Annotated in this window: 19 protein-coding genes; 14 read left to right on the top strand and 5 right to left on the bottom strand. The window is 74.7% G+C overall.

What is annotated here, in order from left to right; genetic code table 11:
- The first annotated feature begins 41 nt into the window (after positions 1–41).
- Positions 42–725, top strand: coding sequence for a maleylpyruvate isomerase N-terminal domain-containing protein (locus BLT72_RS08205; protein WP_091411885.1), 684 nt, complete (start codon positions 42–44; stop codon positions 723–725).
- Between the two features lie 243 nt (positions 726–968).
- Here BLT72_RS08205 and BLT72_RS08200 read toward each other — a convergent pair whose 3' ends face one another.
- Positions 969–1,571: a TetR/AcrR family transcriptional regulator gene (locus BLT72_RS08200; RefSeq protein WP_172826041.1), complete on the bottom strand. Its 603-nt coding sequence runs from the start codon at positions 1,569–1,571 to the stop codon at positions 969–971.
- Between the two features lie 220 nt (positions 1,572–1,791).
- Between BLT72_RS08200 and BLT72_RS08195 the strand changes: the two genes are divergently transcribed.
- From BLT72_RS08195 to BLT72_RS08185, 3 genes are all read left to right on the top strand, one after another.
- Positions 1,792–2,574: an oxidoreductase gene (locus BLT72_RS08195; RefSeq protein ID WP_091411881.1), complete on the top strand. Its 783-nt coding sequence runs from the start codon at positions 1,792–1,794 to the stop codon at positions 2,572–2,574.
- A 95-nt stretch (positions 2,575–2,669) separates the two neighbouring features.
- Entirely contained in the window at positions 2,670–3,515 is an 846-nt protein-coding gene (locus BLT72_RS08190) for an alpha/beta hydrolase (protein ID WP_091411878.1), read from the top strand.
- A gap of 99 nt (positions 3,516–3,614) precedes the next feature.
- Positions 3,615–4,559, top strand: coding sequence for a DUF808 domain-containing protein (locus BLT72_RS08185; protein ID WP_091411875.1), 945 nt, complete (start codon positions 3,615–3,617; stop codon positions 4,557–4,559).
- Positions 4,560–4,614: 55 nt separating this feature from the next.
- Here BLT72_RS08185 and BLT72_RS08180 read toward each other — a convergent pair whose 3' ends face one another.
- Positions 4,615–5,400 carry a hypothetical protein gene (locus tag BLT72_RS08180; protein ID WP_091411873.1) on the bottom strand — a complete coding sequence of 262 codons (786 nt, stop codon included), beginning with the start codon at positions 5,398–5,400 and terminating at the stop codon, positions 4,615–4,617.
- Positions 5,401–6,076: 676 nt separating this feature from the next.
- Here BLT72_RS08180 and BLT72_RS08175 point away from each other — a divergent pair.
- The 6 genes from BLT72_RS08175 to BLT72_RS08150 all read left to right on the top strand — a co-directional run bounded on the left by BLT72_RS08175 (position 6,077) and on the right by BLT72_RS08150 (position 13,879).
- On the top strand, positions 6,077–6,874 hold the full coding sequence (locus tag BLT72_RS08175; RefSeq protein ID WP_091411870.1) for a class I SAM-dependent DNA methyltransferase: 798 nt from the start codon (positions 6,077–6,079) through the stop codon (positions 6,872–6,874).
- 98 nt (positions 6,875–6,972) lie between these two features.
- Entirely contained in the window at positions 6,973–7,617 is a 645-nt protein-coding gene (locus BLT72_RS08170; protein ID WP_091411867.1) for a dihydrofolate reductase family protein, read from the top strand.
- 693 nt (positions 7,618–8,310) lie between these two features.
- A complete protein-coding gene (locus tag BLT72_RS08165) occupies positions 8,311–11,472 on the top strand; it encodes a M14 family metallopeptidase (protein WP_091411865.1) in 3,162 nt (1,053 codons plus the stop codon).
- A 99-nt stretch (positions 11,473–11,571) separates the two neighbouring features.
- Positions 11,572–12,189: a TetR/AcrR family transcriptional regulator gene (locus BLT72_RS08160; RefSeq protein ID WP_157720356.1), complete on the top strand. Its 618-nt coding sequence runs from the start codon at positions 11,572–11,574 to the stop codon at positions 12,187–12,189.
- Positions 12,190–12,333: 144 nt separating this feature from the next.
- A complete protein-coding gene (locus tag BLT72_RS08155) occupies positions 12,334–12,558 on the top strand; it encodes a hypothetical protein (protein WP_091411861.1) in 225 nt (74 codons plus the stop codon).
- A gap of 73 nt (positions 12,559–12,631) precedes the next feature.
- Positions 12,632–13,879 carry an MFS transporter gene (locus tag BLT72_RS08150; RefSeq protein ID WP_197677234.1) on the top strand — a complete coding sequence of 416 codons (1,248 nt, stop codon included), beginning with the start codon at positions 12,632–12,634 and terminating at the stop codon, positions 13,877–13,879.
- Between the two features lie 323 nt (positions 13,880–14,202).
- Here BLT72_RS08150 and BLT72_RS08140 read toward each other — a convergent pair whose 3' ends face one another.
- From BLT72_RS08140 to BLT72_RS22150, 3 genes are all read right to left on the bottom strand, one after another.
- Positions 14,203–14,982, bottom strand: coding sequence for a class I SAM-dependent methyltransferase (locus BLT72_RS08140; protein ID WP_091411859.1), 780 nt, complete (start codon positions 14,980–14,982; stop codon positions 14,203–14,205).
- A gap of 85 nt (positions 14,983–15,067) precedes the next feature.
- Positions 15,068–15,805: a VOC family protein gene (locus tag BLT72_RS08135; protein ID WP_091411857.1), complete on the bottom strand. Its 738-nt coding sequence runs from the start codon at positions 15,803–15,805 to the stop codon at positions 15,068–15,070.
- An 18-nt stretch (positions 15,806–15,823) separates the two neighbouring features.
- On the bottom strand, positions 15,824–16,312 hold the full coding sequence (locus tag BLT72_RS22150; protein WP_157720355.1) for an ester cyclase: 489 nt from the start codon (positions 16,310–16,312) through the stop codon (positions 15,824–15,826).
- A gap of 506 nt (positions 16,313–16,818) precedes the next feature.
- On the opposite strand from BLT72_RS22150, the gene arr reads away from it, so the two are divergent.
- The 4 genes from arr (at position 16,819) to BLT72_RS08110 (ending at position 18,688) form a co-directional block, all read left to right on the top strand.
- Positions 16,819–17,247, top strand: a complete 429-nt coding sequence (gene arr, locus BLT72_RS08125) for an NAD(+)--rifampin ADP-ribosyltransferase (RefSeq protein WP_091411852.1) — start codon at positions 16,819–16,821, stop codon at positions 17,245–17,247.
- A 69-nt stretch (positions 17,248–17,316) separates the two neighbouring features.
- Positions 17,317–17,661: an ArsR/SmtB family transcription factor gene (locus tag BLT72_RS08120; RefSeq protein ID WP_091411850.1), complete on the top strand. Its 345-nt coding sequence runs from the start codon at positions 17,317–17,319 to the stop codon at positions 17,659–17,661.
- Entirely contained in the window at positions 17,658–18,098 is a 441-nt protein-coding gene (locus BLT72_RS08115; protein ID WP_157720354.1) for an SRPBCC family protein, read from the top strand. Before BLT72_RS08120 ends, BLT72_RS08115 begins: the two co-directional genes overlap by 4 nt.
- Positions 18,095–18,688, top strand: a complete 594-nt coding sequence (locus BLT72_RS08110; RefSeq protein ID WP_091411845.1) for a maleylpyruvate isomerase family mycothiol-dependent enzyme — start codon at positions 18,095–18,097, stop codon at positions 18,686–18,688. Before BLT72_RS08115 ends, BLT72_RS08110 begins: the two co-directional genes overlap by 4 nt.
- Positions 18,689–18,710: the final 22 nt, after the last annotated feature.

The following is an 18,710-nucleotide window of genomic DNA, read 5'->3' as shown; positions in this document are numbered from 1 at the left end:
AGGACCGCCCGCTGGTCGGCCCCGCTGGCTAGGGTCAGCCCATGCCGTTGACCTTCGCCGGGACCCTCGACCGCGACGCCCTCCTGCGCGCCACCGACGCCCTCGCCGACCTCGTGGCGGCGCCCGAGGTCGCCGCCGCCTGGGAGCATGAGTCGTCGTTGCCGGGGCTGACCGTCGGGGGGCTCACCCGGCACCTGGTGAGCCAACCCGAGTGCGCCGTGGAGTTCCTGGGCATCCAGCCGCCGCCACCCCACGCCCCCGTGGTGTCCCTGGCCGAGCTCTACCGCCGCACCGACTGGTTCACCGCCCCGGTCGAGGCCGCTGAGAACACCTCGATCCGCGACGACTTCAACGCGATGGCCGCCGACGGGCCGGCGCACTCGCTGGCCGTCCTGCGTGAGGCCCGGGCCGCGCTCCCGGCCGCCGTCTCGGCGGCAGGCGCCGTGACCTACGTGCCCTGGCAGGACTGCTCGCTGGCCACCGACGACTTCCTCGTCGTGCGCCTGCTGGAGGTCGTCGTGCACGCCGACGACCTCGCGGCGAGCGTGGCGCGGCCCTCACCCGCCTTCGACGACGACACCACCCACCCCGTGCTGGCCCTGCTGGCGATCCTGTCGGCCCAGCAGCACGGTCCCGGCGCCGCCCTCCGGACCCTGGCGCGGGCTGAGCGGGCCGGCAGCCCGACGAGCGCCTTCCAGGGGCCGGTGCCGACGCCTCCCGGGTGACCGTCCCCGAGCAGGGTCGATCGCCCTGCTGGACGAGCGTGCACGGTCGCTGCCCCCGGACCCCGGTGGGGACCAGGCGGGTTCGCCGAGAGCGGCGGGTCCAGCCTGCAGGTGACGATCGGGCCGGACTCCGGGAGCGGGCGGCTGACCGGCCTCAGCGGGTCCCTGCAGATCGAGGAGTCCGACGGCGCCGACAGCTCCGCGGTGGAGCACCAGCTCGCCGGCTGAGCGCGGCGTCGCCGGTCAGGCGACCAGCGACCACCAGGTGCGGGTGAAGGTCCGGTCGGGGTCCTCGAAGCCCTCGAGGGAGGCGGCGATGACGGCCGCGGTGCGGAGCATGAGGAGCTGCTCCGCGGTGCTGGCCGGCGTGGGGTGGCCGAGCTCGGTGAGAGCCTCCCGCATCTGGTCGCGGATCCAGGCCCGGTGCTGGGCCGCGATGGTGCGGACGGGGTGGTCCGGGTCGCAGAACTCGGCAGCGGTGTTGATGAACTCGCAGCCCCGGAAGCCCTCGGTCTCGCGTGCCGTCGCCACCCCGTCGGCCACCCAGGCCAGGACGGCCCGGGGCCACTCGGCCCCGGCCGTCTCCCGGAGCTGCGCCAGCTCGTCCCGGGCGAGCTCGACCCGACGGTCCAGGAACGCCACCACGAGGTCGTCCTTGCTGGGGAAGTGGCGGAAGAAGGTCATCCGCGCGACCTCGGACTCCGCGATCACGCGGTCGACGCCGACGGCCCGGATCCCGACGCCGTAGAAGAGCCGGCTCGCGGTGGCGAGAATCCGTTCCCGCGCCGCCGACGGCTTCGACGCCGGTCGGGCGCCGTCCCCGGAGGTGGTGCTGGTGCCTGCCATGGTCGTCCTCCCCCCTTGCCAACGCCCGAGCCCGTGCTCCATACTCGCACCGACGTAGTAGATAGACGGATCTGTCTACCGGGACCGAGCTGCTGATCCGCGCGCGATGCAGCGCTGGGTACCCGGTCTGGCAGCTTCGAACCGACGCCCAGCCCTCGAGCGGCAGCCCGCGCTGCCGCCGGCCGCGCGGGTGTACACCGCACGCGCAGATCGGGCTGCCATGGACCTCCAGCTGAACGGGAAGATCGCCGTCGTCACCGGGGCGAGCAAGGGGATCGGGCTCGCCGTCACGGCGGCGCTGGTCGGCGAGGGCGTCCAGGTGGTCGCCGGAGCCCGGGCGCCGGGCCCCGACCTGCCGCGCTTCCCGCCCGAACAGGTCGTCTTCGTCCCGGTCGACCTCACCACGGCCGCTGGTCCCGAGGCCCTCGTCAGCCGGGCCGCCGAGCTCGGCGGGGTGGACATCCTGGTCAACAACGTCGGCGCCGTCACCCCGCGACCGGCCGGCTTCCTCAGCGTCACCGACGACGACTGGGTGGCGTCGCTCGCTCTCACCCTGCTGGCGGCGGTCCGGACCACCCGGGCCGCGCTGCCCGAGATGCGGCGACGCGGCGGTGGCAGCGTCATCACCATCAGCTCGGTCAACGCCTACCTCCCGGACCCGCTGGTCATCGACTACTCCGCCGCCAAGGCCGCTCTCAGCAACTTCTCCAAGTCCCTGTCGAAGGAGGTCGCGGCGGCCGGCATCCGGGTCAACACCATCAGCCCGGGCCCGGTGGAGACCGACCTGTGGCTGGGTGAGCACGGGGTGGCCCAGACGCTCGCCGGCTCCGTCGGCGCTGATGCCGCCGACATCGCCGCACAGGCCGCCTCGGGCAGCCTCACCGGCCGCTTCACCCGCCCCGCCGAGATCGCCGACCTGGTCCTGCTGCTGGCCAGCGAACGCTCCGGCAACATCACCGGGGCCGACCTCGCCATCGACGGAGGCCTCGTCCCCACCCTCTGAGACGCTTCCCGGCTCAGGTCCCGCGCCCCCGAGGTCGCCAGCGTCGTGAGCCGCCCCTGCCGCCGTGTCCCGCCCCCCTCACCGAAGGAGCCCGCATGACCCAGCCCACCGTCAGCCACCCGCACCCGGTGCTGTTCATCCACGGCCTGTGGATCCACAGCGCCGCCTGGCAGCCCTGGCAGGACCTCTTCGAGGCCGCCGGCCACCCCACGTCGGCCCCCGGCTGGCCCGGCGACGGACCCAGCGTGCAGGCCACCCGCGACGACCCCAGCGCCCTCGACGGCATCGGCATCCTCGACATCTGCCGGCACTACGCCGACCTGGTCGACGCCATGCCGGTGCGACCCGTCGTCGTGGGGCACTCCTTCGGCGGGCTCATCGCGCAGGAGCTCCTCGCCAACGGCTACGCCGCGGCCGCGGTCGCCATCGACCCCGCTCCCATCAAGGGCGTCAAGGTCCTGCCCTTCGCCCAGCTGCGGTCCGGCCTCCCGGTGCTCGGCAACCCGGCCAACAGGAAGCGGACCGTCTCCCTGACCGCCGAGCAGTTCCGCTACAGCTTCGGCAACGCCCTGAGCGAGGCCGAGTCCGACGCCCTGCACCAGCAGTGGACCATCCCGGGACCCGGCCGGCCGCTCTTCGAGGACGCCGGGGCCAACTTCAGCCGCAACTCCCCCGCCGCCGTCGACTCCCACCACGCCGTCCGGGGGCCGCTCCTGCTGATCTCGGGCACCGAGGACCACACCGTGCCCCGGTCTGTCACGGAGGCCGTCCTCAAGCTCTACGCCGACAACCCCTCCGTCACCGACTACCAGGTGATCGAGGGACGGGGCCACTCCCTGACCATCGACTCCGGCTGGCGCGACGTCGCCACGGTCACCCTGGACTGGATCGACCGTCAGGAGGCCGGCCTCCTGACCACCGCACCGTCGGCCGGCGCCTGACCGCAGCCCCCCAGGCGACGCCCCGAGCGCCGGGCGCACGGGAGCGGTCCGCCCGGGCGGCTAGCGTGACCCCATGATCGAGCGATCGCGTCCCCGTCCGTGAGCGGCGGTCTCGCCGCCCTGTTGGACGACGTGGCGGCCATGGCCAAGCTGGCGGCCGCCTCCGTGGACGACGTCGGCGTGGCCGCCGGTCGTGCCGGCGTCAAGGCGGCCGGGGTGGTGGTCGACGACGCCGCGGTCACCCCGCGCTACGTGCACGGCTTCGCCGCCGACCGCGAGCTGCCGATGATCAAGCGGATCGCCATGGGCTCGCTGCGCAACAAGCTGCTGATCATCTTGCCGGTGATCTTGGTCCTCAGCCAGTTCCTGCCCTGGGTCCTGACGCCCGTCCTGATGATCGGCGGGACCTACCTCTGCTTCGAGGGCGCCGAGAAGCTCTACGAGAAGATCACCGGGCACCACGCCGCGCCCGGGGAGCAGCCGGCGGCGGTCCAGGGCGCCGAGCAGGAGCAGGTGATGGTCAAGGGGGCCATCCGCACGGACTTCATCCTGTCGGCCGAGATCATGGTCATCTCGCTGAACGAGGTGGCCGACGAAGGGCTGCTGTCCCGCGCCGTCATCCTCGTCGTGGTGGCGATCGGCATCACCCTGCTGGTCTACGGCGTGGTCGGGCTGATCGTGAAGATGGACGACGTGGGCCTGCACCTGTCCGAGCGCGACTCCGGCACCGCCCGCCGGGTGGGCCTCCTGCTGGTCCGCGGCATGCCCCGGCTGCTGGCGGTGCTGTCCACGGTGGGGGTGGCGGCCATGCTGTGGGTCGGCGGGCACATCCTGCTGGTGGGCACCGACGAGCTGGGCTGGCACGGCCCCTACGCCCTGGTGCACGCCGCCGAGGAGGCGGTGGCCGGCGTCGCGGGCGTCGGCGGGGTGCTCGCCTGGCTGGCGAACACCCTGGCCTCCGCGGTGATCGGGCTGGCCGTCGGCGCGCTCGTCGTCGCGGTCCTGCACCTGGTGCCGCGGCGGGGCGGGACCCGCCAGCACTGAGGGGACCCCGTACCCGGGGCGCGGAGGGGCAGCGCTCTCAGCGCCGCGAGCTCGGTCAGTGGTCGCGGGCGGCGCGGCCCAGGTGGTGCCCGAGGGAGGCGAAGAGCGCAGGCCCGACGGCGACGCCCGTCGCCAGCGCCCCGACCTGGAAGACGAGGTCGCTCTCCAGCGCTCGACCGACCACCAGGACCAGCATCCCCACGGCCTCGGCCGACGCGAGCCACCCGAGCCAGCCCGGTAGGTCCGGGCGGCCCCGGACCAGCAGAGCCAGGCAGACGAGGGCGCCGGCGAGCACCACGAACCCGGCCGCCTCGACGTACCCCGTCGCCAGGTCCACGGCGTCCGACGACCGGCCGAGCGCCACCACCGGGCCCGGCGGGTCGGCCGGCCAGCCGTCCTGGCGCCAGACGGCCACCTGACCCAGGAACACCGTGTCGCTGACGATCTGCAGGACACCGCCCACGACGCAGAGCAGCGCGGCCAGCTGGGCGACCGGTCGTCGCCAGCCGACGAGGGCCCCCGCCGCCAGGAACAGCACCATCAGCGCCAGGAAGCCGAGCGGCAGCAGGCTGTCGCGGACGACGACGGCCCAGAGGACGTCGTGCTGGCGCTCGAGGTAGGCGACGTAGTAGGTCGCCAGGTCGGCCTCGAACCCGGCGGTGGTGGAACGGAACTCCGGCCAGGGAGCCAGCACGCCGGCGGCGTCGACGAGGAACAGCAAGGCTCCGACGAGCAGCGCGACCGCCCCGACCCAACCGGCGCACGGTGCGACGCGGTGCCACTCCGCGCCGGGTCCGGTCCCGACCGACGTCGGCGGAGGGTCCGTCCGGGTGTCGTGCATCGCCGCTCCTCTGCTCGTGGTGGGCCCGCCACGGTCGCGGCCACGCCCCCGTCTCGAGGGTCGGCCCGCAGCGACACCGCCGTCATCCGTGGAAGCACGGAGCGCAGGCCCGGGCCGCGCTCCGCGGCCGGATCGCCGCTCAGCTCGGGGACGGGACCCCCGACCGCAGGACGGCCCGCGCGAGGTGCGCGTCTCGACCACCGGGGAGGCCCTCGGCTGATCGGCACTCACCCGAGCGGCTCGGCGACCGAGCCGACGAGACGCTCGGAGGCGCCGAACGCGGCCTCGCTGCCGGCCGTCCGGAGCGCCAGGACGTGGGCCAGGTTGCCCGCCGAGGGCAGCAGCAGGGCCAGCAGGGCTTGGCGTCCGGTGAGCCGCTCCCCCGCTCGGACTTCGACGACCGACTCCGAGCGGGCCCGACGCGGAGCGGTGTCGGCGACGTCGGCGGGGGGTGAGGGTCAGCACCGGTCGCTGGCGCCCGGAGGTGACGACGTCCGTCCTGGTCGTCCAGCAGCACCGCGGCCTGGCCCGAGGACGGCCGGTCCGGCTCCGGTCCCCCCACCGTCACCGCGTCGGCCCCCGGCAAGGGGCAGCCGGACCCGGGTCACCAGCACCAGGGCGACGGAGGCGAGGAGGAGCACCCCCAGGAGGAAGGCGACGGGTAGCGTGCGGGGCCATGGACGAGACGCCGGACGCGCAGGGCGCGGTCTCCGCACCTCGAGGCGACGACCCGGCTGATGGCTGGTTCGGCGCGAGCGTGGCCGCGGACTACGACGAGCCGGGCGGGGCGAACGCGCCGGAGGTGGTGGAGCCTGCCGTGGGTGTGCTGGCCGAGCTGGCGGACGGCGGTCCCGTGCTGGAGCTCGCCGTGGGGACCGGTCGGATCGCCGCTCCGCTGGCGGCGCGCGGGCTGTCCGTCGCCGGCATCGAGCTGAGCCGCGCCATGGCGGCCCGGATCGCCGAGAAGCCGGGCGGGGACGCCGTGGCGGTCACGATCGGCGACATGACGTCGACCCGGGTGCCGGGCGCCTTCTCGCTGGTCTACCTGGTGTTCAACACCCTCAGCAACGTCACCACCCAGGAGGGGCAGGTCGCCGTGTTCGGCAACGCGGCGGCGCACCTGCGGCCCGGGGGGCTGTTCCTCGTCGAGGTCGGGCTGCCGGACCTGCGCCGGCTGCCGCCCGGCCAGGACACCGTCCCGTTCACGGTCGCCCCGGCAGCCGGCGGTGGCGGCTACGTCGGCTTCGACCAGTACGACGTCGTGACCCAGCAGTTCACGTCGAACCACGTCACCGTGTCGGCGGACGGGTCCGGGCACTTCCGCCGGATCCCGTTCCGGTACGCGTGGCCGGCCGAGATGGACCTCATGGCGCGGATCGCCGGGCTGGAGCTCCGCCACCGGTGGGCGGACTGGGACCGGTCCGAGCTGACCCCGGCGAGCACCAAGCACGTGTCGGTGTGGGTCCGACCCTGAACGCAGCGCCGGGTGGGGCGGAGCGATGAGTCCGCCCGTCCCCGCGGGTCTGCCCTCCGACCACCACCACCACACCCACCACCACCTGGGAGCAGAGCATGGGCCTCATCCACGTCGAGCTGTTCACCACCCTCGACCTCGTCGCGCAGGCGCCCGGCGGCCCCGACGAGGACCCCGTCGGCTTCGACTTCGGCGGCTGGCAGGCGCCCCTGCTCGACGACGTGACCGGGGCCCAGGTCGCCGCGGCGTACGAGGGCACCGACGCCCTCCTGCTCGGACGGCGCACCTACGAGATCTTCGCCGCGTACTGGCCGCACCAGGAGGGCGGCCAGGACGACGACATCGCGACGCTGTTCAACCGGATCCCGAAGTACGTGGCGTCCCGCGGCAGGCCCCACCTCGGGTGGCAGGGGTCCAGCCAGCTCGGACCCGACCTGGCCACGGCGGTGAGGGACCTGCGTGAGCGGCACGAGCACGTCAAGGTCGTGGGCAGCCTCGACCTGCTGCAGACCCTCCTGCGTGAGAAGCTGCTCGACCGTCTCGACCTGTGGGTGCACCCGATCCTGCTCGGCGTGGGGAAGAAGGTGTTCGACGGTGGCGCGGTGCCGACGAACCTCACGCTCCTCGAGCCGCCGGTCGCGAGCCCGCAGGGCGTCGTGCACCTGCGCTACGGGCTCCGCGGCGGGACGCCGGGGACGGGCGACATGGCCGCACCGGACCGCGCCGCGGCCCAGCGCCCCTGACCCCCCCGCACCGCGGCTCGCGTCGACCACGGGCCGACCAGGCGCGGCACGACCCGCTCGCCCCGGTCGCCGGCCGGCCGTGGGAGTGCAGGGGTGGTCCTGCGTGCTGCGACCCCGGCTGACGTCGAGGCCCTCCTCGACGTCGAGGAGGCGGGTGCGGTGCTGGGCCTCGGCCACCTCTGCCCGCGGGACGCGCAGCCCTTCCCGCGGGACGTGCTCGCCGCCCGGTGGCGCTCCGAGATGGCCGACCCCGCGCTGGACGTCCACCTCGCCGCCCACGACGACGGCGCGATCCAGGGGTTCGCGGCCCTGCGCGGCCGCGAGCTCCGGCACTTCGGCACCGTCTCGAGCAGCGGGGGAACCGGGCTCGCCTCCCGCGTCCACGACGCCTGCTCGCTGCCGTCCGCACGTCGACGGGCACCCTGGAGCTGCGCGTGCTCGAGGAGAACCGGCGAGCGCGGCGGTGCTCCGAGGAGCACGGCTGGGAACCGACCGGGGCGAGCAGCCGGACGAGCTTCCCCCGCACCCGCGGCTGCTGGCCCACGAGCGCGGGCCGAGCCGAGCGGGTGCCGGCTCCGCGCGGAGCTGACCCACCACCCGTCGCGTCCACAGGCCATTGACAGGGATCGCCCGGGCGAGAAGGGTGGCGCGGGACCGCGCTGCACCGGGGCCGCGCGTCGGGGAGGTGTCGCCATGCGGCGCAAGGTCGTCCTGCTCGTCATCGGCGCACTGGTCGCCACCGCCCTGGGCAGCGCGCCCCCTGCATCGGCGGCCCCCACGACGGAACCCGGCCCGACGGTCTACGTCGGGGAGCTGACCGCCGACCAGCTCGGGGAGGTCGGCGACCTCGGTCTCGACCGCGAGGAGCTGGTCAGCCGCGGCCGGGCCGGTGACAAGTTCCGCGTCGAGGTCGTCCTGTCGCGGCGCCAGGCCGCCAAGCTGGAGGCGATCGGGGTCGAGCTCACCGAGAAGGAGGTGGCGGGGACCCGGGTCTCTCAGCGGCTCAGCGAGCAGAACGCCAGCGGGCACGCGGTCTTCCGCTCGTACAGCGAGGCGGGCGGTCTCCGCGACGAGCTGGTGGCCCTCAGCCGGCAGTACCCCCGGCTGACCAAGCTGGTGAGGATCGGCCGGACGGTGCAGGGCCAGGACATCCTGGCCGTCAAGGTGACCAAGAACGCCCGACGGGTGCGTGACGGCAGCCGGCCCGCCGTCCTCTACTCCTCCGCCCAGCACGCCCGCGAGTGGATCACCCCGGAGATGAACCGGCGGCTGCTCCACCACGTGCTGGAGCAGTACGCCAGCGACGCCGCCGTCCACCGGGTGGTCGACCGCACCGAGCTGTGGTTCGTGCCGGTCGCGAACCCGGACGGCTACGACCACACCTTCACCGAGGGCAACCGGCTGTGGCGCAAGAACCTGCGCGACAACGACGGGGACGGGGCCATCACCGCGTTCGACGGCGTCGACCTCAACCGCAACTTCCCCTACCGGTGGGGCTACGACGACGAGGGCTCCTCCCCCTCGCCGACCGGTGAGACCTACCGGGGTCCGTCCCCGGCCTCCGAGCCGGAGACACGGGCCCTGGACGGCCTGATGCGCCGGGTCGGCTTCGAGTTCCAGGTCAACTACCACTCGGCCGCCGAGCTGCTGCTCTACGGCGTCGGCTGGCAGGTCGCCACGCCGACCCCCGACGACCTGCTGTACGAGGCACTGGCCGGGGACGACGCCCGCCCTGCGGTGCCCGGTTACGACCCGGACATCGCCGCCGAGCTCTACACCACCAACGGCGAGACCACCGAGCACGCGCACAACCGGTACGGCACGCTCGCGTTCACGCCGGAGATGTCCACCTGCGAGACGGCGAGCGCCGTCGACCCCGACGACGCCTTCTCACCGGAGGACTGCGAGAGCGTCTTCAACTTCCCGGACTCCGAGGCGCTGGTCCAGGCGGAGTTCGAGAAGAACCTCCCCTTCGCCCTGGCCGTGGCCCGGTCGGCGCCGGACCCCGACGACCCGGTGTCGGTGGTCGGGCGGACGGCACCGGACTTCGCCGTCGACAGCTTCACCACCTCCTACGGCGACCCGCAGCCGGTGGCCGTCACGGCCCGGCGCGACCTGCGCAGGCTGAGGATGCAGTACTCGATCAACGGCGGCCGGACCCACACCGCGCGGGTCCGCGAGTGGCGCGGCGGTGAGCGGTACGGCGACGAGGCGGACGTCTACTACGCGGAGTACCGCGGCGTCGTCCGCGGTGCCGACCCGGGCGACGACGTGAAGGTCTGGTTCACCGGCCACCGGCGGGGTCAGGGCACGAAGGCCAGCGCGTCCTTCACCTACCGGCTGGCCGAGGACACCCGGAACCCCGTGCTGGTGCTCCCCAACGAGGACTACGAGGGGGTCAACCCGCAGGAGACGCCGACGGGTACCGGTCCCGAGTACGCCGACGCGCACGTCGCCGCGCTCGACGCGGCCGGTTACGAGGCCTCGGTCTGGGACGTCTCGGCCCAGGGTGTGCCGCACGACCTCGGCGTGCTGAGCCACTTCACCACCGTGCTCTGGTATCTCGGGGACAACCGGCTCACGCAGGACCCGGAGGACGCGCTGACGCAGATCGGGTCCTCCCAGGTGCCCGACGCGGCGGTGGCCGAGCGGCAGCAGTACCTGACGTTGGCGGTGCGGGACTACCTCAACGAGGGCGGCAAGCTGCTGCACGCGGGTGAGACGGCCGGATACTCCGGGACCCTCGGCAGCACGATCGGCGGCATCTACTACGGGCTGGACGGGGCGCCGGAGGCCGACTGCGTGGTGACGCAGGACATCTTCTCCGACTGCCTGCTCCTCGCGGACGACTTCTACCAGTACTACCTCGGGGCGTACTCCCGGGCGACGGCGCCCAACCCGCTGGCCTTCACCGGTGCCGGCGACCTCGCAGGTGCCGTGGGCACCTTCGGCGGCCCGGCAGCGGTGGCCAACCCCCTCGACGAGCCGGGCACCTTCGTGCCCACCAGCGCCGTGCTGCCGCCCGGCCGGTTCCCCCAGTTCGCCAGCGAAGCCGCCGGCGGCTACGAGGGAGCGGCCGGTGGAGCCTTCGACCCGGTGGAGGGCGAGACGTACGTCGGCGTCGTCCACGTCGACGACGCCTACCAGCGCCTGGCCCGCACGTTCGACCTGACCGACGTCACGGCGTCGCAGACGCCCAGCCTGGCGGCCCAGCTGTCGTTCGACACCGAGGAGGGCTACGACCACGTGATCGTCGAGGCCCACCCGGTGGGCAGCGACGACTGGACGACGCTGCCGGAGACCGGCGGCCTGACCAGCACCGCGCTGCCGGCCGAGTGCGAGGCCGGCTTCCTCCTCGAGGAGCACCCGTTCCTCGAGCACTACCTGACCCCCGGCGACCCCTGCACCGCGACCGGGACCACGGGCGCCTGGCACACGATGACCGGCAGCTCCGGCGGCTGGCAGGAGGCCACCTTCGACCTGTCCGCGTACGCCGGCCAGCAGGTCGAGGTGTCGATCAGCTACGTGAGCGACCCGTCCACGGGCGGGATCGGCCTCGTCGTCGACGACACCGCCCTGCTGGTCGGAGGCGTGACGACCCAGGCCGAGGGCTTCGAGGCCGGTCTGGGCGCCTGGTCGGTGCTCGGCCCGCCCTCCGGCAGCCCCACGGTCGGCGTGGACTTCGTCCGGTCCGAGGCCCTGCTCTCCGGAGCCGTCACCACCGAGGACTCCGTGCTGCTGGGCTTCGGGCTGGAGCAGGTGGAGTCGGCGACGGAGCGGGCCGCCATCGTGCGGACGGCGATGCGTCACCTGGTGGGGGGCGACGTCTCACCGGCGGCGACGACGACCCGCTGACCGAGCGGGCCCAGGGGTCAACCCGTCGCCCGGCACGGCCTCACCTTTCTGCCCCAGTACGCTGAGTGGATGCAGCCGGGCGTCACGAGTTCGACCAGCGTGAGTTCGCAGGACCGGCTCATCGACGCCGCGGAGAAGCTGGTCGCGCTCAAGGGGGAGGCGGGAGCCGCCAACCGGGCGATCATCCTGGAGGCCGGCCAGCGGCACAACTCGGCGATCACGTACCACTTCGGGAGCCGGCGCGCGCTGTTCGCCGCCGTCTGGGACCGGCGCAGCGCCGCCGTCGACCGGCACCGGGCGCCGATGCTGGAGGCCCTGGGCTCACCGTCGCTCGAGGACCTGGTCGAGGTCTACGTGCGACCTCTGGCGACCTACCTGGACGACCGGGCCCCCAGCTACTGGGCCCGCTTCAACGAGGAGTCGTTGCGGCGGTACCCGCTCCAGCTGACGGCCGCGCTGAGGACCAACCTCCAGGACGCGCCCGCCGAGGTGGGCCTGCTGACCGTGCTGGACGTGCTCGAGCGGCTGCAGAAGCTCACCTGCGACGGCGTCGAACCCGCGGCCGCGCTGCGCGTCGCCCAGATGGCCCGGATGGTCATCACCACCTTCGCGGCGTGGGAGCGCGAACGCGACCGCAGCACCACGGACCTGTCCGCCCGCCAGCTGGGCGCCCAGCTGGTCCCCGGCGTCCTCGGGCTGCTCCGCGCGCCGTCCTGACGGTGCGACGGCGGGCAGGCCCGGTCCGTGACCCCGGTAGAAGCCGCTGAGGACGACCATCCGAGCGGATCGTCGCGACCCCACCCGTCGCCAGCGCGACCACGCCCGGCGGGTCGTGCTGAGCCGGCCGCGTTCGCCGGCCGGGTGGAGCGGGCCCGGGGTCACCCGCTGGTGATCGACGCCCGCCGCAGCTGGACCCACCCGCACCCCCTCCCCGTCGGCGAGGACCGACCGCCGTGGCGGACGCCGTTCTTCCTCCGCCCGGCCCGGGACCGGGCGGTCTGGCCGGTGCACCACCTCGCGCGCGTCGACGGGCTCACCGGACGCGTCGACCTCGACGTCGTCCGGCCCTCGCGGCTGGTCGGCTGACGCGCGGAGCCGCCGTGGCGGGTCGAGCAAGGTCGGCGCGGCCCCGGGGCCGGAGGTCTGCCAGAGTCTGCCCGTGGCCCGGAGGACGCGAGACGCCCTGGCCCCGGGGTTCGCCCGCTTCTGGTGGGGTGAGGCCGTGTCGGGCTTCGGCAGCGGGATCACCCTGCTGGCCCTGCAGACCCTGGTGGTGGTGACGCTGGGGGGCACGGCCGTCGAGGTGGGCTGGCTGAACGCGGCGCGCTGGTTGCCGTACCTGGTCCTGGGGCTCGTCGTCGGCGCCCTGGTCGACCGGGTACGCCGCCGTCCCGTCATGGTCGCGAGCGATCTCGCCCGGGCCGGCCTGCTGGCCCTGGTCCCGCTCGCCTGGAGCGCCGACCGCCTCACCTTCGCCCTGCTGCTCCCCGTCGTCGTCCTCGTCGGCACGGCGTCGCTGGTCAACGACGCGGCGTCGCAGTCGTACCTGCCCCGGCTGGTGCCGGCAGCCCAGCTGCAGCGTGCGCACGCCCGCCTCGACGGCGCCGGCGCCGTGGCCCAGGCCGCGGGACCGGCCGTGGCGGGCGCCCTGGTCCGCGTGATCGGAGCGCCCCTGGCCGTGCTGGTCGACGCGCTGACGTTCCTGTTCTCGGCCGCCGTGGTCGCGACCCTGCCCCGCGAGTCGGGGTCGGCGCCGGTCCCGTCGACCGCACGGGGTCGGGGACGCCTCGTCGGCGAGGTCCGCGAGGGCGTGCGCTGGGTCTACCGGGATTCCGGACTCGCTCGGCTGGCGGCGGCGACCCACGTCTGGTTCGCGGCCCAGGCCGTGCTCCTGGTGGCTCTGCCCGCCTACGCCTTCCTGCAGCTGCAGCTCTCCGCCCTGCAGCTCGGCCTGGTGCTGGCCGTGGGAGGCGTCGGCGCCCTCGCGGGAGCCGTCCTGAGCACTGCCGTCGGCCACCGGCTCGGCACCGGCGGCACCATCATCTGCTCCCACGCCGCCTCAGCCGTCGGGGTGGGCGTGATGATCGCCGCCGCCCTCCCGGCGTCGGGCTGGGCCGCCGCCGCGGTGCTGGCCACCGGGCAGCTGGGCCACGGCTGGGCGATGGGGCTGAGCAACTCCCACGAGATGAGCTACCGCCAGGCCCTGACCCCCGACGCCCTCCAGGCCCGGACCAACACCACCCTGCGCTCGCTCAACCGGGCCGTCGTCGTGGTCGTCTCGCCCGTCGCCGGCCTCGTGGCCGACCGGCTCGGCTTCGAGGTGGCCCTCGGCGTCTCCGCGCTGGTCTTCGCCCTCTCGACGCTGCTGCTCGCCCTGTCGCCGTTCCGCCGTGTCCGGATGACCTAGCGGCTGTCCGCGACCACTCGCCCGGCCAGGATGGCCGGGTCACGACGACGGCGTTGGTGACGGGGATGGGTGGTCCGCGCGGGATCGGCGCCTGCGCACCGACGTGATCAACCCCGGACCGGTCGACACGGGGTGGATGTGAGACCGCACCCGCGCCGGGGGTCTGCTCCAGCAGCCCACAGGTCGGCTCGCCCCCGCGGGACACCGCCGATCTCGTCCGGTTCCTGCTCTCCCCCCGTGGCGCCTGGATCAGCGGCCAGCTGCTGCGCAGCAACGGCGGCTTACCCGCGGGGCCACCTGCCGACGTCGAGCGAGGGTCCCGCTCAGGTCCGGGCGGTGATGAGGCGGATGGCGCCCTCACGTTCGGCCAAGGCGCGCAGGTGTCCGTGCGTCCGGTCCCAGGCGCCGCTGCGCAGGTCGTCCTCGAGGCGGTCGAGGCCCCGCCGCACCGCGCCCGGGTCGGTGAGGACCAGACCGGAGGTGCCGGCGAGGACCTCCGGACGGAGGAAGGCCTCGGGGCGGGCCCAGAACGCCTCGCCGAACCCGTCGGTGCAGTCCCGGGGCACCGGCACGACGTCGACGGAGACCGTGGCGCTCCCCTCGCCGAGGGCGGCGACCACCTGGTCGAGAGCCGGGAACCGCGCCCGCTCGATCGCGACGACCTCGGGGATGTAGTCGGCCAGCCAGAAGTCCTGCAGCGCCGGGGCGTCGACGGTCAGCACCACGACCGGCCCGCGGCTGACCCGCCGCAGCTCGCGCAGGCCCCGGTCGACGTCGGCCCACTGGTGCACGGTCATCGTGGCCAGGGCGGCGTCGAAGCTGTCGTCGTCGAACGGCAGGTGCTCGGCCACCGCGTCGAGGGCCGGCGCCGCCCCCGCCGGGCGCTGGGCACGCATCACCGCCGACGGCTCGACGGCCAGCACGTACCGGTCCGCAGGCTCGTAGGACCCCGCCCCGGCCCCGACGTTGAGCACGGTCCGGGCCGGGTCCAGGGCCGCGTGGACCCGGGCCGCGATCCGGGGGTCCGGCCGGCGGAGGGACGCGTAACCGGCCCCGTGCCGTTCGTAGTCGAAGTCGCCGGCGGGACGTCCACGGAGGGTCACCGACCCATCCAAGCACCGACCGCCACCGGCGACCCGTCGCCCGCGGCCGTGCCCGCCGGAGGCGCAGGCGGACGAGCGGGCCGGGTCAGGCCGGAGCGAGGACGCAGAACTCCTGGCCCCCCGGGTCGGTCATGACCCTCCACGGATGCCCGGTCCGACCGCCGGCGGCGAGGGCCGCCCCCAGTTCCTCGAGCCGCGCCACCTCCGCGGCCTGGTCGTCCCCGGGGCGGGGCCGCAGGTCGAGGTGGACGCGGCTCCACGGGTTCGGCAGGTGCGGCTCCCGCAGCAGGCGCAGGTACGGGCCGACCCCCTCGGCGGAGCGCAGCAGCGCGTGGTCGTCCGACACCGCGTGGACGGTCCAGCCGATCGCCGCCTCCCAGAACCGGGTGAGGGCGGGCGGGTCGGCGCAGTCGAGGACGACCTCGGCGATCGGCCCGGTGTCCCGGTCGGTCGCGCGCGGCTCGAGGACGCAGAAGAGGTTGCCCTCCGGATCGGCCAGCACCGTCCGCGGCGGGCCGCCCGGGGCCGGCCCGGCGGGCGTCGCGCCCAGCTCCTGCAGTCGCGTGACCAGCGCCGCGTGGTGAGCAGCCGATGTGGTGGCGAGGTCGAGGTGCACGCGGTAGCGCACGGTCTCCGGATCCGGCACCGTGACCACGTCGACGCAGACAGCGGAGGGGTCCGGCCAGTCGAACCCCACCGGCTCGACGTTGGTGACCCCGGGTCCCTCGCTGGAGACGCCCCAGCCGAGCGCCGCGGCCCAGAACCGGCCCAGCGACGCGTCGTCCCCGGCCTTGATGTCCACCTGGACGAGCTGCAGTGCCATGCGCCGACCCTACGGACCTCAGGGACCGCGGTGCGGGACGGACGGCGCGGCCGGCCGGCCGGGTCCGGCTCCGGCCGGCGACGACGACGGCGGGAGGGGCGTCACGGCCCCGACGTCCATGAGGAGCGTCAGGTGGTCGGCCAGCGCCCACACCGCCGTGACCCGGCCCTCCTCGACCACGAAGATGTCCATCCCCGCCACCTCCACCTGCTCACCGGTCGGGGCCAGCTCGCCGAGCGGGGTGGCCAGCGGTCCGACGAGCCGGCCCGAGAGGCGGAAGGCGAACGCCAGCCGACCCGGCGCCTCGACCTGCTCGTGCACGGTGTGCCGGAGGCCCTCGAACGCCGCCTGCATCATCTGCGCGCGCTCGACCAGGACGACCAGCGCGGTCGGTGCGCCGTTGACCAGCACCGGGTCGGCGTACACGGCGCGGAAGGCCTCGAGGGCGACGTCCGGTGGCGACGGCCGGCCCCAGAGAGCCAGCGCCCGCTCGATCAAGCTCGACACCCCTGCGAGGCTGCCACGCCGCGGAGCCGCGCGCCAGGGGCGGAACGGCCCACCGGTGCGGCCCGGACGGCGGCAGAGGCCTCCGACGGAAGGCCCGGTGCGGACCCGGATGGCGCGGTCGGGGACAGGTCCCCCAAGCGTGATGGTGCTGCCCCCGACCTGAGACCGGGGACGGTAGTCACACCACGTCGGCCCGGACCTGCAGCATGGATACCGGATGCTCGTCGGCCAGAGCAAACCGGGTCGCCAGCTGGACGCCCGCCCTGCCCCGCGCAACTCCGCTCCGCCGCTCACCCGTGCCTCGGCCGCGACGCTGCTGGCCCCCTCACCGGCCACCCTCCACGACGACCCGGAGGAGGGCCAGCTCGAACCACGAGCCCGCACCACGCCCGGACCCACGGGAGCCGCGAGTCCTCCCGGTCGGCGGTCCCGGACGGGGCGCCGCCCGGGACCACCGCGGCCCCCCGCTGGTTCGCTAGCATCGAGCCAACCTGTTGGAGGTGCGCGTGACGGAGCCGCCGGTCCCGTTCGAGGTCCACGAGTCCGGGGTGTTGTTCCACGGCACCAAGGCCGACCTGCGGGTGGGCGACCTCCTGGTCCCCGGGCGGGTGTCGAACTTCGGTGACGGGCGCGTGGCCGGCCACGTGTACGTGACCGCCACCCTCGACGCCGCCACGTGGGGCGCCGAGCTCGCCGTGGGTGAGGGCCCCGGCCGGATCTACGTCGTGGAACCCGAGGGTGCTCTGGAGGACGACCCGAACCTGACCGACCAGAGGTTCCCCGGCAACCCCACCCGCTCCTACCGCACCCGCGAGCCGGTCAAGGTGGTCGGCGAGCTCGTGGACTGGGTCGGCCATCCGCCCGCCCAGCTCCGCGCGATGCGGGAGGGTCTGGCCGACCTCGAGCGGCGTGGCGAAGCGGTCGTCGACGACTGAGCGCCCCGGGCCGGGGCACCCGCCCGTGCGCCCGTTGACACGTGATCAAGTGATCGCTTGAATAAGCGCATGCCCATCGTCGAGGACCAGCAGCTCGACGCCCTGTTCACCGCGCTCGGCGACCGCACCCGGCGCGACATCGTGGCCCGGCTGAGCACGGGCGAGGCGACGGTGAAGGAGCTGGCGGAGCCGTACGCCATGAGCCTCCAGGCGGTGTCCCAGCACATCGGCGTCCTCGAGCGCTCCGGCCTGGTCAGCCGGGGACGGCACCGGCAGACCCGGCCGTGCCGGCTGGAGCCCGCGGCCCTGGAGACGGCGGTCGCGTGGATCGAGGAGAGCCGCCGCACGTGGTCGGACCGGATGGACCGGTTGGAGGCGCACCTGACGCGGGTGCAGGAGGGTGGCCAGCCGTGAGGGACGACGAGCTCGTGCACCGACGGGTCTTCCGGGCGCCCCGTGCGCTGGTCTGGCGGTGCCTCACCGAACCGGCCGAGCTCGCGCAGTTCTGGGGTCCGCGCGGCGTGACCACGCCGCTCGACGGCATCGTGGTCGACCTCCGGCCGGGTGGCCGCTTCGAGACCCTGATGGTCGGCGAGCACGGCGCTCACCGGATGGTGGCCACGTTCACCGTGGTCGAGCCGCCCGCGCGGCTGGCCTGGGTCGAGCCGGCGACGGGGCTGCACACCACCAGCACCCTGGAGGACCTGGGCGACGGTCGGACCGCGGTGGTCATCCACCAGCGCGCCGTCCCCGAGCCGATGCGGAGCCCCGAGGCGCGCGCCGGCTTCGCCAGCTCCCTGGACGAGCTCGAGGTGCACCTGGCCCGCCTCGGGCAGGAGGCCCGGTCGTGACCGACCTCCAGTCCTGGGTCGCGCCGACCTACCAGGGACTCGCCGACCTCCTCACCGCTGGCCCTGCCCGCACCTGGGAGGCGCCGAGCCTGTGCGCAGGGTGGTCGGTGCGACACGTGGTCGCGCACGTGACCATGCCGGCCCGGCTGACTCCGGCGACGTTCGGGGCCGAGCTGGCGGCGGCCGGCGGTGACTTCGGGGTGCTCTCCGACACCGTGGCCCTCCGCGACGCCGCGCTGCCCGTAACCGAGCTGCTCGACCAGCTGCGGTCGCCGGTGCTCCACGCGTGGCAGCCGCCGGGGGGCGCGGCCGGAGCGCTGAGCCACGCCGTCATCCACGGCCTCGACGTGACGGTCGCGCTGGGCCGGCCCGCGGTGGCCCCGGCCGAGGCGGTGACCGCGGTCCTCGACCAGCTCGTCGACGCCGAGGGCCGCTGGTTCGGGGTCGACCTGACCGGCGTCCGGCTCGAGGCCGCCGACACCGGCCGGGCCTGGGGTGACGGCCGGCCGGTCCGCGCGGACAGCGGCTCCCTGGTCGCGCTGCTGGCCGGCCGCACGCTGCCCGACGGCCGGGCACTCCCCCGCCGCTGACCGCACCGGCGCCCGGGCCGCC

The sequence above is a fragment of the Friedmanniella luteola genome (genome assembly GCF_900105065.1).
In the GTDB taxonomy this organism is placed as follows: domain Bacteria; phylum Actinomycetota; class Actinomycetes; order Propionibacteriales; family Propionibacteriaceae; genus Microlunatus; species Microlunatus luteolus.
This window is presented reverse-complemented; position numbering and strand designations above follow the sequence as displayed.